Below are 15,994 nucleotides of genomic sequence, written 5' to 3'. Positions count from 1 at the left end.
AACTATTATAACTCATATAAATACTAGTTAAATTCATATTTTCATTGATAATATGAATTAGTGTATTGTATAATTATGTTATAAATTATAGTGTGTTATTTTTTTAATACAGTTTGTATTGGTTTTCATATTTTATAATACATATCTATATATAAATTATACAAACACAAAAATATAGGGGGAAGAATTTATGAAGAGAATAGATTTAGTCTACAATTCTTTAAAAGATTTAGACAAAGGTGAAGGTATTTCTACTATAGAACTAAGTGAATACCTTAATTTAGAACGTTCTAATGTATCTAAAGATTTAAATAACCTAGTTAAAAACGGAATGGTATTTAAAAATAATTCAAGACCTGTAAGATATTTTTTCAATAATCCAAACACTAATGATCTTACTCACAAATCCTCTTTGGACAATTTATGCTATTTATCTCCTTCCCTTTCAGAGGCTGTAAAGCTAGCTAAAACAGCTATCCTTTATCCACCTAATGGAATGGATTCTCTTATAATAGGTGATACCGGTGTAGGTAAGTCAATGTTAGCTAAACTTATGCATGAGTATTTTAACTCCTTAGATAATACAAAGGATATTCCATTTGTGCATTTTAACTGTTCAGATTATTCTAATAACCCTCAACTTTTAAGCTCACAATTATTTGGTGTCAAAAAAGGTACATATACTGGAGCAACGGAGGATAGAAAAGGCGTAATTGAAGAAGCTGACGGAGGAATACTATTTTTAGACGAAATACATAACTTGCCAAAAGAAGGTCAAGAAATGCTTTTTGTATACATGGATACAGGGTATTTCAGAAGATTTGGAGAGGTTTCTAAGAAAATAAAGTCTTCTGCAAGAATTATATGTGCTACAAATAAGGATATAAATGCCTCACTTTTAGATACTTTTATCAGAAGAATTCCAGTTAAAATTTATCTACCAAGTCTAGAAGACAGATTCATTGAGGAAAGACTAACCTTAATTGAAAGGTTTATTAAAGATGAAAGTTTAAGGTTAAATAAGCCTATATTAGTATCCAAAAACTCTATGATAGCCTTATTATCATATAATTGTCCCTATAATGTTGGTCAATTAAAAAGCGATATTAAGCTTGCTGTGGCTAATGCTTATTCAGATTATTTTATACATCACAAAAAGCAAATAAAAATAAATAGTCCAGACTTGCAAAAGGATATTAAATCCTCCCTTCTTTCACCAAAAGAAGATGCTCTAAGACTTGTAGATTTAATGGCTGATACAGATGGTTATTTTATATATGATAAGAACTCACAAATTACAAGTCATTCATTCTTAAAACAAAAACAAACTATTTTACTTAGCTACAAAGAGTTTATGACTGCTATCTCCATAAAGATAGCTAATAATAAGGAGCTTGATATTCATCAAATACGTGAAGATTTTACAAAATACTTTAAAGCAGTTATAGATAATGGTACAAGCTACAACTTCTACTTCCATCCATCTGCATATGAAGATTTAACTAATGGTATTTTTAAAGAGAATCCAGAACTAAAGTTTTCCTTTACAGATGATATTATAAAGAATTTCTTTAGTATTCACGTAGATATGATTTATGACAGAATTGATTTCATACAATACTCCCCTACTAATTCTATAAGTAAGCTAAAGATAAATTACCCTGAATATTATTCAATAGCCAATAATATAAAAGGACTAATTGAAAAATACTATAATGTTAATTTATCAGAAACAGAACTACTTTTCTTAATCATATTTATAATGTGTTGCTAAAGACAAAAAGAGCCGTCACAATAGAGAATAAATTTTTTCTATTGACACAGCTCCTTTTTTTAATTAATTATTTATAGATATCTTAGCCATTTCTCTTGTGTTTAGTATCTTAGAAACCTCAGTTTCATTTATATCACACTCTTCAAGAACAATTTCTTTTACATACTTTCCTGTTTTCAAAGCTTTCTTTGCTATAGCAGCTGATTTTTCATAACCTAATATTGGTGCTAAAGCTGTAACTATTCCTATACTTCCATCAACTAAGTTGTTGCATCTCTTTTCATTAGCTTCAATGCCTTTAACACAGTTCTCTATAAATGTTTCTACTCCATTAGTTAAAATAACAAGAGATTCATATAGATTATGAATTACTATTGGATAGAAAGCATTTAATTCTAATTGACCACTTTGTGTAGCCATAGTAATTGTTAAATCATTACCCATGATCTGAAATGATATTTCTTTCATGACTTCTGGCATTACTGGATTAACCTTACCTGGCATTATTGATGAACCATTTTGCCTTGCAGGTAATCTTATTTCTCCAAAGCCAGCTCTTGGTCCTGATGACATTAAAATTAAATCTCCAGCAATCTTACTTATATTAACTGCACAAACTTTTAATTGTGATGATACCTCAGCATATTTATCTAAATTTTGTGTTCCATCAACAAGGTTTGATGATTGTATTATATGTTCATCAAATATATTGCTTAATTCCAAAACTACAGAAGCTATATACTTTTCATTTGCTGTAATTCCAGTACCAACAGCTGTACCACCTAAATTAACTTCTAGTAATGAATCCTTAACTCTTTCTAATCTTTTTACATCTCTTCCTATTGCCATTGAAAAAGCCTTAAATTCTGAACCTAAACTTATAGGCACTGCATCTTGCATTTCAGTTCTACCCATTTTTATAACGTCTGTTAATTCTTCTGCTTTTATATTAAATTCATAGGATAGCTTCATTAATTTTTCAATACAGCCATTTAAAAGTTCATAAGTTGTAAGGCTTGCAGCAGTAGGGATTACGTCATTTGTAGACTGCCCCATATTTACATGGTCATTTGGATGTATTGGATAATACTCTCCTTTGTTAAATCCAAGAATCTCATTTGCCCTATTTGCAATAACTTCATTTATATTCATATTTAAAGATGTTCCAGCCCCACCTTGAATTGGATCTATAATAAATTCATTATCAAACTTACCACTATATACTTCTTCACATGCCTTAACTATAGCCTCTTTGTATTCTTCTTTAAGCTCTCCCACATTACAATTTGTAATAGCACAAGCTTTCTTAACAACTGAAAGATTTTTTATAAGTTGATTATTGATTGTTTGACCACTAATTCTAAAGTTTTCATGCCCTCTTAAGCTTTGTACTCCATAATAAGCCTTACTAGGTACTTGTTTTTCTCCAATAGAATCTCTCTCTCTTCTAAATTCCATAACTATTCCTCCTAAGAAAATAAAGATTTTTCTTTCTGAAGATTTAAATAGCAAAACCTGTGCCAAAACACTGTATATACCTGTTTATCCCATTTTCTAAGTACTTTTTGTAGTAATATAAAGAAGTGTGTCAAAAACTTCTATTTTAGCCTTTATAAAAACACACTAGTCATTAAAATAATACACTTTAATATAAAAAAGTGACCTCTCCACGCTTTAGTGAAAAAGTCACTTTTTCATCCATACCACAGGTTCCAAAACTTGTTTTTTATGTTCTGTGATGGCACTATAATTCTTAGTTTGCTAGTCCTATTATAGCTCTAACATATATCCTTGTAATATTTATAAGATCTTCAATTATCATATATTCATTAGAATTATGAGCAATTCCTTTTTGACCTGGGAAAGAAGGACCAAAAGCTACTATATTAGGCATTACCTTAGCATAAGTTCCACCTGTAGTAGTAACAGGGGTACCGTCTTCTCCTGTTACCTCTTCATAAGCATCCTTCATAACTTTTAGCATCTGAGCATTCTTATCAAAGAATACAGAATCCATTCTTCTATTTTCCATAATAGAATACTCTGATAATACACTTATTATTTCCATTATACTTTTATAGCTATATGACATTGGATATCTAAACACAACTGATAACTTAAGCATGCCATCCTCAATCTTTAAAGAATAAGGGTTAGTTACTAGACTGCCTGATATTTCATCCTTACATTCTATACCTATCTTGCTTAAATCATGATTCTTGTGAAATACATTATATATGAAATTTAAAAACTCTCTTTCTTCTTTGCATAAAGATGTTTCATCTCTTAAATTTTTACATAAACTTGTAATAGCATTAACACCACTTTCAGGCGCATTTCCTGGAGCTGTTTTACCCCTATTAGTAATAGATTTACCATCTTTAAAATCAACTTGAATAAAATCTGGAACCACATTACTTCTAAATTCGCCATTAATTGATTTAATATTAGGATCACTTAGTTTTTTACTGCATATAGTTACGTCTAAAATTCCCCTTTCCCCATAAACAGCAGGGAACTTGCAATCAGGAGTAAAACCTGAAATTGGTGGTTCTTCATTATTAAGATAATATGGAATATCTTTAAAACCAGTCTCTTCATTTGAACCAAATATGATTCTAACTCTTTTAGAAAGCGGAATATTAAGATCTTTTACTACTTTTAATGCATATAGACAAGATATTATAGGACCTTTATTATCCAATACGCCTCTACCATAAAGCTTTCCTTCTCTTATATCCATTTTAAAAGGTGGTGTTATCCACCCTTCTTCATTAGCAGGTACAACATCTACATGTCCAATTATACCTACGTAATCTTCTCCATCTCCATACTCTGCATACCCTATAGCATTTTGGATATTTTTAGTCTTAAAGCCTATCTCCGTTGATATATCTAAGGCTTCAAGTAAAGCTTTTTTGCTAAATTCTCCAAAAGGAGCATCTATACAAGATGCTCCTTCAATGCTAGGAATATTTACAAGTCTCTCAATGGATTTTATCATATCATCCTTATATTGAATGACTTTTTCATCAATCTTGTTCATAAATATCCCCTCTATACTAGGTTTACTAGAAGCAAACCTTATTTTTTAATTCATCTACATTTTCATTGTTAGCTAACTTAATAGCCATTTTACATATATTTTCAATAGATTCATTTAAGCCGATTCCACCCTTTTTAGGAGTTTTAACAACTATTACTCTATCTTTATACTTTTCAGTTCCTGGATTTTCTACAGACATAGCTGCAAATGCAGGAATCCCACTATTATTATTAATTTCCTCAGCTAATCCTCCTGCCATTTCTCCAAAGTTTGGATAATGTAGAGCTGGTCCACATACAACTACATCAGGACTAAGCTTTTTAACCATTGCTACAAATTTCTTTTTAACTTCTTCTTCATTATCTTTATAGTATAAATCACCACAGTACAATGTTGCAATTATTTCCCCACCTAAATTAGTTAGGAATGGTTCCATCATTTTACCAGGGCCAATAGCTGTCTTTTTTCCTGCTGGTGGTATATGAGCGTTTTCATCGCTCCCCATACCTGCTTGTACATGATTTAAAATTAATAATACTTTTTTCATCAATAACATCTCCTAAGTTTATAAAGTTAGATCATCAAAATCTATATCATCATCTTCGTCATTTGCTGCATTTACTGCTTCTTCTTTTAAGTATTGCTTATCAAGCATCTTAATAAATGGAATATACATTAAAACACCTAAAACTATTAATATTAATTGTAATACTGAACCTTGCCATCCTGATACTAAGAAACCTGAAATTACTGGTGGAGTTGTCCATGGAATTTGTACTCCATTTGTAAGTGGAACTAAACCAGCTGTCATACAGAAATAAGTAATAATAATATTAATTGTTGGTATTAAAGCAAATGGAATTAACATTAACGGATTTAACATAATTGGAAGACCAAATATAATAGGTTCATTTATACCAAAGACACCTGGTAAAAATGATAATTTACCCATTTGTTTAATTCTTTGGCTTCTACAAACTATAAAAATAGCTATTATTAAAGATAACGTTGAACCTGCACCACCAAATGTTGCAAACATATCTTGGAATTGTCCTGTAATTATATTTGGTATTTCTTGGCCAGCTTTGAATGCATCAAGATTTTCTACAGATAATGCCTTTAAAATTGGATTGAATACTGCACCAACAACACTTGAACCATTTATACCAAAGAACCAGAATCCATGTAAGAATAGATATGCTATTACCATTGCAGGTAAAGTATTACCTAACTTTAATAATGGAACTTGTAAAATCTTAAATATGAAGTTGTGTAAATTACCATAGCTTGTTAATGTAAATACCCAGTTAATTAAGAAAAATACTGTCATAACTATTGCAGCTGGAATTAAAGCTTCAAAAGACTTAGCAACTGTTGGTGGAACTCCTGCTGGAAGTTTTATAACCCAACCCTTTTTAAGTATCTTAGCAAATATAGTTACCGCAACAAGTGCTACTATCATACCAAGGAATAATCCTTTTGAGCCTACCCAATCTAGTGGCACACAAGAAACATCATATGTTATATCGCTTCCCTTTGGCGTAAAGGTTCTTGAAAATGGAGTAACTATAAAGAATGCTACAAGACCTGTTACTGAAGCTTGTATAGCATCAATATCTAACTCTCTACCTAAACTATAACCAATACCAACAACTGCAAGTATAGTCATCAAATCAAAAGTTGCTGAAACAGGAACTGAAAGCTTCGCTGCCCAACCTTCACCTAAAAATCTTGCAATCATTTCATCCCATCCTGGTATTGGGAAGTTAGCAATAAGTAGGAATAGCGAACCTACTATTAATAAAGGTGTAGAAATTAAGAAACCATCTCTAATTGCTATTAGGTACTTATTCTTACCGATAACTTCTGCAAGTGGCATTAATACCTTTTCCATCTTTTTCATTATAGTATTCATTGATTTACCCTCCAGTTCTTTAGACACTATTAAATTTTACTTTGAATTACCTTTGATTAATCTTATGGCTTGCTTTAACACCTTTTCTCCGTCCATTGCGCCATAAGATGCTGGTTCAATTGGAGCTATTGGAATATTTAATGGTATACAATCCTCTTCAATTTTATTGAATAAGAATCTAACTTGTGGTCCAAGTAAAACACAATCTGGTCTCTTTTCATTGATTAACACATGTGACTTTCCAGCTGGAAAAGCTTCAATATGAATATCAAGATTGTGCTTATTTGCAACTTCTTGCATTTTTGAAACCATTAAACTAGTTGACATTCCTGCTTCGCAGAATAAAAATATTTTTTTCATTTGTATAACCTCTCTTTCTTTTTACATTTAAATGTAATTCTTATGCCCTTTAATAAAGCAAGAATTATGCCAACATCCAATATTCAATTTTTAAGGTATTCTTTTAACTCACAAAACAATCTGTATCGTTTTTTTAATACATTTAATAGTTCTTTCATTTGTTAAATAACAATAGTGTATCGTTTTCTGAATTTAATAACACACTTTTTCATCTATAAAACACTCTTTTTTAGAGATAACCTTTACAAAAATATTATATAATTGTTTCTTAAATATATAAAGAAAAAACACTGCTATGCAGTGCTTAAAATATGTAACTAAAAACTTATTCCTTCTTTGAATCTATCTAACATTTTTTCTGCAGCGCCTTTAACATCTTCTTTTCCTAATATGCAAGATATAACTGCAATCCCATCAATATTACTTTCCTTAAGTTTAGTAACATTCTTTTCATTAATACCTCCTATAGCTACAACAGGGATATTAACTGATGAAGTAATGCTAGATAAAGTTTCATAAGATACATCTCTTGTATCTTTTTTAGTTGATGTACTAAAAACAGCTCCAACACCTAAGTAATCTGCACCATCCTTCTCAGCTTTTAGAGATTCTTGTAAAGTGGCAGCAGATACTCCTAGTATTTTATCTTTACCTAGAATCTTTCTAGCTACCGAAGCAGGTAAATCCTTTTGACCTATATGAAGGCCATCAGCATCAATAGCTAGTGCAATATCTAATCTATCATTAATTATTAGAGGTATATTATACCTTGAAGTTACTTCTTTAACCTTAATAGCTATTTCATAGAATTCTCTAGAAGTAACATTCTTTTCTCTTAATTGAACTAAGGTTACTCCACCTAAAATGCTCTCCTCTATACATTTTATTAAATCTCTTCCTCTTAAAACATCTCTATCTGTTACAAGATAAAGTGTATAATCAACATTCTTCATTTATTTTACCTCTTTTCTCAATTACTTCCTTTGATAAATTATAAATATTATCCATAAGCTTAACCTTAAAAGTACCTGTTCCTTCACCTTCTTTTAGACTTTCATAAGCTAATTCTCCAGATATCCCCATAGAAACAACTCCACTTAAAGCTGCTAGAAGGTTGTCCTCATTAGTCCCTAAATATGATCCAATAAGAGAAGAACACATACATCCTGTGCCTGTAATCTTAGACATAATTTTATGTCCATTTTCCACTGTATAAATCATCTTTCCATCTGTAACAATATCAACTGCTCCTGTTATAGCTATTATTGAACCTACCCTTTTAGAGAAATCCTTTGCTAAAAGTTTACCTTTCTCTAGCTCATCCTTTATAGAAGTATCATATAATGAATCTACTCCTTTAGTTTTTGTATTAATTCCATATAGAGTCTTTATCTCAGATAAATTTCCCCTTATTACAGCTAACTCAATATTATCCATTATAGTTTTTGCTACTTTTGTCCTGTATGGTGTAGCCCCTGCACCAACTGGGTCCAAAATGACAGGAATTCCAACTTCATTAGCCTTCTTTCCAGCCTTAATCATACATTCTACTGTTCTAGAATTTAATGTACCTATATTTATTACAAGAGAAGATGCTATAGAAGTCATAGCCTCAACCTCATTTATATCATCTGCCATAACAGGTGATGCACCAATGCTTAGAGTAATATTAGCACAGTCATTCACTGTTACATAGTTAGTAATATGATGTACTAAAGGTGCTCTCTCTCTCACATTTTCTAATAAATTACCTATATAAGTTTTTATATCCATTATTCTATCACACCACTTTTCTTATATAATTCATAAAAATGGTTTGTAGGTCCAACACCCTTACCTATATCTAAAGAATGCTTAATTGCAACTGTAATATATCTCTTTGCTTCACTTATTGCTTCTTCCATAGATAATCCTCGTGCAAGATTTGCAGTTATTGTTGATGATAAAGTACAACCTGTTCCATGTGTATTCTTTGTGTCAATTCTTTCAGAAGTAAAATAGTGAAATTCTTCTCCGTTAAAAAGCACATCTATAGCTTCACCATCTAGGTGTCCACCTTTTAATAGAACATTTTTACATCCCAATTTAATTAGTTCTTTACAAGCATCACACATGTCTTCTTTTGTTTTTATATTTATAATTGATGACCCTATTTCTTTAAGAATTTCTTCAGCTTCAGGAATATTGGGCGTTATTAAATCTGCTAAGGGCAATAGATTTTTAATTAAAGTCTTTTTAGACTCTGGTTTTAGTAAGGAAAACCCACTTTTAGAAATCATAACTGGATCTATTATCAAATTAGTTGGTTTATATTGTCTAAGTTCTTCTGCAATAGCATTTATAGTTTCTATCTTAGAAACCATTCCAATCTTTACTCCATCTACCCTAATATCAGTAAATATTGCGTCAATTTGATTCTTTATTATTTCATCATCAATATCTTGTACACTAAATACTCCTTGAGTATTTTGAGCAGTTACTGCAGTAATTACGCTCATTCCATAAACATAATTTGCACTAAAAGCTTTTAAATCCGCTTGAATTCCAGCTCCTCCACAGCTATCAGAGCCTGCAATTGTTAAACAATGTTTCATCATAAATTCCTCCTTAAAGTAAAAAAAGTACAAGCAGAAGATGCTTGTACCTTAAAATCAAATTACATTAACAACTTCCTACGCTGGTATTAACCAAACAGGTTCCTAGGGTTAGAAAGTATAAGGCTTTCACTCTCAGCTTACCAATTTAAGCACCCCTGTGTTTCTATTATCTAAAATAACTTTATCATAATATACCATTTTTCTCAAGTGTAGTCATATTTTAATAATTTATATATATTTATTAAAGTAATAGTACACAATCAATATAAATGCATATACTTTTATTAAGTTTATAACAGAAAAGGAGAAAATGAAATGAAACAATATGTTTGTTCCATTTGTGGCTATATTTATGACCCAGAAATAGGTGACGAAGATAATGGAGTTGAATCTGGAACACCATTTGAAGATTTGCCTTATGAATGGACATGCCCAATTTGTAATGCTACAAAAGAAAGCTTTGAAGAAGTAATTGAATAATTAAACTATTCTATAAAAGAAACTCCAATAGGGGTTTTCTTTTTTTTGAATAAATATTGTATTTTTACATATACTAATTTATAAATTTCCAGTAGGAGGGTATTATGCATAATAAATATAATGATTTATTTGATACATTAGTTAAATCTTATTATGAGGGTGATTTCGACACAACTTTAAACAGAATTATTACTTGTCATGAATCATCTCCACAGGAAACATTTGAAATTATAACTTCTCTTTGTGGAGTAAAAATAGAATTTGATAACAATTATTTATATAACTTAAAGAAAGCTATTACTCATTATACAGTTCAAAAAAAAGTTGTAGAAAAACTTCAATGTTGTAGTGACGATTCTTGCAAGGGTGATGATAACAAATATAACTGCCAAAGAGCCTGTCCTTTTGATGCAATATATTTTGATGAAGAAAAAGGAAGTACTGAAATAGATGGTGATAAGTGTTTAGGTTGTGGCATATGTATAGATTCATGTAAATCTGGAAGAATCTTAGATAAGGTTCAATATATCCCAATAATAGACTTAATAAAAAATAATAAAACTGTTATTGCAGCTGTTGCCCCTGCTATAAGTGGTCAATTTGGTGATGATGTAACTATGGATCAACTAAGAGCTGCTTTTATTCAAATGGGCTTTACCGATATGATTGAAGTTGCTTTTGCAGCAGATATTCTAAGTATAAAAGAAGCTGTTGAATTTAATAAACATGTAAAGGGTCCTAATGATTTAATGATTACATCCTGTTGTTGCCCTATGTGGGTTGGAATGCTTAAGAAAGTATATAATGAATTAATTGATGATCTTTCTCCTTCTGTTTCTCCAATGGTTGCAGCAGGTAGAGTAATTAAGAAATTAAATCCTGATGCTAAGGTTGTTTTTGTTGGTCCTTGTATTGCTAAAAAAGCTGAAGCTAAAGAAAAGGATGTGGCTGGTGCCATAGATTTTGTACTTACTTTCCAAGAGGTTGATGAAATTTTTAACGCTATGGATATAAGACCAAGAGATTTAGAAGGAGTACCAACTAAGGAATATGCCTCTAAGGGTGGTAGATTATATGCGAGAACTGGTGGTGTATCAGTAGCAGTACATGATGTATTGAATGAGCTATATCCTGACCAAATAAAGAACTTTAAAGCTGTTCAAGCAAATGGTGTGATTGAATGTAAGAAGATTTTAAATTCTGCCTTAAATGGGGAAATAAATGCTAGTTTCCTTGAAGGAATGGGATGTGTTGGCGGATGTGTTGGTGGACCTAAAGCTAATATTCCTACTGCTAGAGGAAAGGAAGCTGTAGATAATTTTGCTAAGGAATCTGCAATTCAGGTGCCTGTCCACTCTGATACCTTGGATGATGTGTTAGGCCGATTAGGAATAGAGTCTTTAAAAGACTTTGAAGATAAGGATAAAATCCAATTATTTGAAAGAGAATTTTAGAAGGAGTAAACACTGTTATCATCAGTGTTTACTCCTTTTATTCATCAACTCTAATTATTTTATAATTTTCATCATATTTTATTCCTAGTTCTTTAGATAACTTATCATTTATAAGGTTAAGCTTTTCGCTATACTCTCTATATTCCTTACTTAGCACCTTCATATTTGGAATAAACACTTCATAATATCCACTTTCCTTGTAGAAGTTCATGAGTTTTTTCTTGAAATTAAAAAATGGATTTAAATATGGTAAAAGCCGCCACTCTTTTTGTTTATCTACGTATCCTAATAGCTCTTTTTTATATTCTTCTAGTTCTTCTCCTTGGGCTTCTAATAATGCCTCCATCTTGCTTTTGGTAGCTTCGTATGTTCTCTTTCTAATTTCATCACTGGAGCTTGCTAGACCTATTTGTATGAACTTAGGTATTTTAAATTGTGGTATATTATCTAGAAACTCAACTATATTATGCCATGCTTTAATTTTTTCCATAGTATCTAATGGTTCATTTAAGTATGGGGAAAAGTGATATGCCATATATTCTCCAAATCCTTTTGGAAAAGCTCTTTTTAGTTCACGCTTTATAAATTCCCCACTCTTCTTTTCCTCTTGAATTATTTCATCATTTAACCTGGATATTTCATTAATAGACATATCCCCTTCTATTAATCTTTCTAGATGAATCTTATCTATTTTTAGTCTAATCTCTTTTTGTTCCTTCTCTATTACTATTCTATTTAATATTTCTCTTTTGTCTTTAGACTTTAATATAGTCATAATATCTTTTACAGAAATATCTAGCTTTCTATATAATGATATCTCTTGTAATATCTTTATGTCTTCATTACTATAATCTCTGTATCCATTACTAAGCTTCTTTGGGGATATAAAATTTTCTTTTTCATAATATAAAATAGCTTTTTTAGTTAAGCCAGTACTTTTACATACCTCATTAATTAACATATACTCACCTCTTAAGATACATAATAGAGTACTCCCTAAGGGCATAGTCAACTATATTATTTAATCTTTTTATATTAATATATAATTTAATAAATCTAATGGATTATCTAAAAGGTAATCCCCTTGAATTCCTTCAATTGATGTTGCTCCCCATTTAGCAAGGGCAAAATCCATATTTGCTGCTTTAGTTGCTTTATAATCTGATAATGTATCTCCCATATATATACATTCTTCTCCATTAATATCTAATGTATCACAAACCTTAAGCAGTGGATCTGGATAAGGTTTATGTCTTTCTGTATCTTCTGCAAGTACTGTACAAGAAATATATTTTTCAAGACCTGTTGGATAAAAATCTATTTCATACTGCTTTTTCATTTTTGAGCTTGCAATTGCACATTTAATTCCTAATTCATTTAATCTAGGAATAAGTTCATTAAAACCTTCATAAAGAGTTGCTCCTTCTTCAAAGCTATTTACATATTCTACCCATTTAGCATAGGATTTTTCAATATCCTTAAACCCTAGCTCTTCAATTGTCTTTTTTCCTGGATAAGCCATGTATTTAAGTAGATCATTATAAGGAATAAGAATATCTAACTCTTCTTTTACTAACCTTTGTAAAGGTAGCATATTCATTCGTTCTGTATTTAACACTGTACCATCTAAATCAAATATTACACATTTGTATCTCTTCATAAATTTCATCCTTCATCTTTAAATTTATTTTAAGGTGTTAACAAGTACTCTTCTAGCCTTTGGTAACATCTCTGTTTTTATTAAAAAATTCCATACTGGCTCAAACTTCTTCCATGCTCCTGCATATGTAAAATGCTTTAGTTTCATTTTTAATTCTTCATGATTTTTTGAGTCCTTAAATATGTTACTCCATTTATAGAATTCTTCATAAGATTCCTTATATCCTTTTTCCATTTCCTCTTTTGTTATATTTGGATGATTAAAAGTTAAATGTCTTGTATCATACTTTCTCCAATCTTCTGTAACTATCCTATTAGTTTTTTTCATTTCTTCAAATATTGGAGTTCCTGGATATGGGGTTAAGATATGATTTGTTACTGTTGTTATTCCATTATCTATTGCCCATTCTGTTGTTCTACTAAAAACGTCTTTTTTATCATCATCAAGTCCAAATATAAAACTTCCGTTTATCATTATTCCTATTTCATCAAGTCTTTTTATAGCTTTTTGATAGTCTTGTCCTAAATTACTAAGCTTGTTAGCGCTTTTTAAGTTTATTTGATTAATGCTTTCAAAGCCAATAAATGCACTTCTAAAGCCTGCTTCATATGCTAGTTCTATAGTATCATCATTTAAAACTGAATCTACAGTTATTGCACCTTGAAACACTCTATTCATACCCTTCATTTCTTTAAAGAGCTGCCTAACCAAATTCTTATTTGCAAAAATATTATCATCTAAAAAATAAAGATGACGACCTTTCATACTATCTATCTCTTCTAAGATTCTATCTATTTTATAAGAATAATATGATTTACCGCCCTTATAAAAGGAGCTTACATAACAAAAAGAACACTTATTAGGGCATCCTCTTGAAAACACCATAGAATTAGGAACTAGATACTTATCATTTTTAAATAAGTCCCTTCTAGGTAAAGGAATACTATCAAAGCACACATCACCTTGATTATATATCTTTTTATTACGTCCTTCTTTTAATTCCTTTAAAAACTTTGGAAAACTGCTTTCCCCAAGTCCTAGTAAAATCACATCACAATGCTTTTTAGCTTCATACGGCACTGAAGTTGCATGTAATCCTCCTAATGCCACAGTTACCCCTTTCTTTCTATAATTGTCTGCTATTTCATATGCTCTATATGAGTTTGTAATATATGTCTCAATGCAAACTAGATCTGGAAAATCATCTAACTTTAGAGTTTCAATATGTTCATCAACTATTTCTATTTCATCTTCTTCACCGCAAAAAGAAGCGAGCGTAGCTAATCCAAGTGGAGGAAATAAAGAATACTTTATTGGCCTCCAGTATGGACTCTTAGCTTCTTCAAGTGCAGGTAAAATAAACTTAATTTTCAAATTTATTACCCCTTATACCAATTTACTTATTACTATTTTAGGATGCAAAAATTACTTTTTAATATTCTAATTCTTACTTATTCCTTAAGCTATGAATTCTCCCTCTAAAATAGACATTAAAATAACATCATGGTATTCATTTTTAAAGAATAATCCATCCCTTTGATGTCCTTCCTCTTTAAAACCAACCTTCTCGTAAGTCCTCTTAGCTCTTTTGTTATAATCAAATACTTCTAATTCAATTCTATGAAGCTTTAATTCTTCAAAGGCATATTTTATAGTTTCATATACTGCCCTATACCCTATCCCCATACCAAAATACTTTTTATTAAATAGAGCTATTCTAAAGCCACAGATTCTACTGTCAAAATCTATGTCCATTAATGAAGTTTCTCCAATAATTTTACCATCTTCTATAATTAAGAAATGTCTCCTTTCCTCATCATCAACAAGCTTATCTACAAATTTATCAATTATTTCAAAATTAACTTTTTCTGTAGTAGCTGTATAATGAAGCATTTCTTCATCTGGATTTTCGAAACCTGCCTTCCAATACTCTTCTTTATCATTTTTTTCTATAAGTCTCAGTTTTATATTCATAACCCTCTCCCTTTTATTATGATAACAATATGCTATCATATATTTCATACAATTGGCTATACTAAGTATAGGCATGATGAAAAAGAGTACCTTCATTTAAAGGTACTCTTTTTTGTAGAGAAAAGATTCGCGATGAAAAATTTTGTTTGTATGTATAAATTTATTATAGCTTCTATTTATGCTATTGGTGTAATCATAAATATTGTTGATTCATGTGTGTAATTAGTTTAACTATGAAGCTAATAAATAATTTATACTTTGTTGAGAATGATTTTCATTCTACAACTCTAATATATAATATATTTGGATATATGTCAACACCTCTTATAAAATTTTCCTATAAAAGATTAAAATCTCAGAGGATTCCCTCTGAGATTAAATTGATGACAAGAACTACAGCTCCTACCATAGTAAACAAAACTAATAGTTTGAAATTTTTGATAAACCTTCTGTAAAGTCCACTTTCCCCCATTGTAGTCTTATTAATTTTCCTATGAATTAAATATAATTTTATAAATTCCACTATTACAACTATAGCTATTAATATTGCTATAATCGTTAAAGCATCTTTCAATTTTAACACCCCGCAAATTTTATATATTACATATATATTTTACCATTAAAATTACAGGACATTACTTAATTTATTCTTAATTATTATTTTTATCATTCTACAATTTACCTTCTATTCTTTTCAAACATTTACTTTGATTATCAAAATAAATGTGCTATAA

General features: G+C 30.2%; 15 protein-coding genes and 1 riboswitch. Of the genes, 3 read left to right on the top strand and 12 right to left on the bottom strand.

Annotated features, from left to right (window positions below; genetic code table 11):
* Window positions 1-190: 190 nt before the first annotated feature.
* Window positions 191-1,774 carry a sigma 54-interacting transcriptional regulator gene (locus G594_RS18755; protein ID WP_034866368.1) on the top strand — a complete coding sequence of 528 codons (1,584 nt, stop codon included), beginning with the start codon at window positions 191-193 and terminating at the stop codon, window positions 1,772-1,774.
* A 63-nt stretch (window positions 1,775-1,837) separates the two neighbouring features.
* Here the strand turns inward: G594_RS18755 and G594_RS0109975 are convergent, their stop codons facing one another.
* The 8 genes from G594_RS0109975 to thiD all read right to left on the bottom strand — a co-directional run bounded on the left by G594_RS0109975 (window position 1,838) and on the right by thiD (window position 9,689).
* The gene (locus G594_RS0109975) at window positions 1,838-3,232 is read right to left on the bottom strand and encodes an aspartate ammonia-lyase (protein ID WP_027098453.1); all 1,395 of its coding nucleotides are present in this window, start codon (window positions 3,230-3,232) and stop codon (window positions 1,838-1,840) included.
* A gap of 295 nt (window positions 3,233-3,527) precedes the next feature.
* Window positions 3,528-4,820: a Sapep family Mn(2+)-dependent dipeptidase gene (locus tag G594_RS0109970; RefSeq protein ID WP_027098452.1), complete on the bottom strand. Its 1,293-nt coding sequence runs from the start codon at window positions 4,818-4,820 to the stop codon at window positions 3,528-3,530.
* Between the two features lie 25 nt (window positions 4,821-4,845).
* Window positions 4,846-5,367: a GrdB-related putative oxidoreductase gene (locus G594_RS0109965; RefSeq protein WP_027098451.1), complete on the bottom strand. Its 522-nt coding sequence runs from the start codon at window positions 5,365-5,367 to the stop codon at window positions 4,846-4,848.
* Between the two features lie 18 nt (window positions 5,368-5,385).
* A complete protein-coding gene (gene celB, locus G594_RS0109960) occupies window positions 5,386-6,735 on the bottom strand; it encodes a PTS cellobiose transporter subunit IIC (RefSeq protein WP_034866365.1) in 1,350 nt (449 codons plus the stop codon).
* A gap of 36 nt (window positions 6,736-6,771) precedes the next feature.
* Window positions 6,772-7,095 (bottom strand): PTS sugar transporter subunit IIB, encoded by a 324-nt coding sequence (locus G594_RS0109955; protein WP_027098449.1) that lies wholly within the window; start codon window positions 7,093-7,095, stop codon window positions 6,772-6,774.
* Between the two features lie 317 nt (window positions 7,096-7,412).
* Window positions 7,413-8,048, bottom strand: a complete 636-nt coding sequence (gene thiE, locus G594_RS0109950) for a thiamine phosphate synthase (protein ID WP_027098448.1) — start codon at window positions 8,046-8,048, stop codon at window positions 7,413-7,415.
* The gene (thiM, locus tag G594_RS0109945; RefSeq protein ID WP_027098447.1) at window positions 8,035-8,868 is read right to left on the bottom strand and encodes a hydroxyethylthiazole kinase; all 834 of its coding nucleotides are present in this window, start codon (window positions 8,866-8,868) and stop codon (window positions 8,035-8,037) included. The genes thiE and thiM overlap by 14 nt, the downstream gene beginning before the upstream one ends.
* Window positions 8,868-9,689: a bifunctional hydroxymethylpyrimidine kinase/phosphomethylpyrimidine kinase gene (gene thiD / locus G594_RS0109940; protein ID WP_027098446.1), complete on the bottom strand. Its 822-nt coding sequence runs from the start codon at window positions 9,687-9,689 to the stop codon at window positions 8,868-8,870. Before thiD ends, thiM begins: the two co-directional genes overlap by 1 nt.
* A 57-nt stretch (window positions 9,690-9,746) precedes the next feature.
* Window positions 9,747-9,859, bottom strand: a riboswitch (TPP riboswitch).
* Window positions 9,860-10,007: 148 nt separating this feature from the next.
* Here thiD and G594_RS19915 point away from each other — a divergent pair.
* Entirely contained in the window at window positions 10,008-10,172 is a 165-nt protein-coding gene (locus G594_RS19915; RefSeq protein WP_070101687.1) for a rubredoxin, read from the top strand.
* A 104-nt stretch (window positions 10,173-10,276) separates the two neighbouring features.
* Window positions 10,277-11,626 (top strand): [Fe-Fe] hydrogenase large subunit C-terminal domain-containing protein, encoded by a 1,350-nt coding sequence (locus G594_RS0109930; protein WP_027098445.1) that lies wholly within the window; start codon window positions 10,277-10,279, stop codon window positions 11,624-11,626.
* Between the two features lie 37 nt (window positions 11,627-11,663).
* Here G594_RS0109930 and G594_RS0109925 read toward each other — a convergent pair whose 3' ends face one another.
* The 4 genes from G594_RS0109925 to G594_RS0109910 all read right to left on the bottom strand — a co-directional run bounded on the left by G594_RS0109925 (window position 11,664) and on the right by G594_RS0109910 (window position 15,260).
* Entirely contained in the window at window positions 11,664-12,587 is a 924-nt protein-coding gene (locus G594_RS0109925; protein WP_027098444.1) for a MerR family transcriptional regulator, read from the bottom strand.
* A 69-nt stretch (window positions 12,588-12,656) separates the two neighbouring features.
* Window positions 12,657-13,286, bottom strand: coding sequence for an HAD-IA family hydrolase (locus tag G594_RS0109920; RefSeq protein ID WP_027098443.1), 630 nt, complete (start codon window positions 13,284-13,286; stop codon window positions 12,657-12,659).
* A gap of 24 nt (window positions 13,287-13,310) precedes the next feature.
* The gene (locus G594_RS0109915; protein ID WP_027098442.1) at window positions 13,311-14,660 is read right to left on the bottom strand and encodes a B12-binding domain-containing radical SAM protein; all 1,350 of its coding nucleotides are present in this window, start codon (window positions 14,658-14,660) and stop codon (window positions 13,311-13,313) included.
* An 84-nt stretch (window positions 14,661-14,744) separates the two neighbouring features.
* Entirely contained in the window at window positions 14,745-15,260 is a 516-nt protein-coding gene (locus tag G594_RS0109910; RefSeq protein WP_027098441.1) for a GNAT family N-acetyltransferase, read from the bottom strand.
* Between the last annotated feature and the right edge of the window lie 734 nt (window positions 15,261-15,994).

This window comes from Clostridium paraputrificum AGR2156 (genome assembly GCF_000424025.1).
GTDB classification, from domain to species: Bacteria; Bacillota; Clostridia; order Clostridiales; family Clostridiaceae; genus Clostridium; species Clostridium paraputrificum.
Note: the sequence above shows the minus strand (reverse complement) of the source record. Positions and strands in the feature narration are given on the sequence as shown.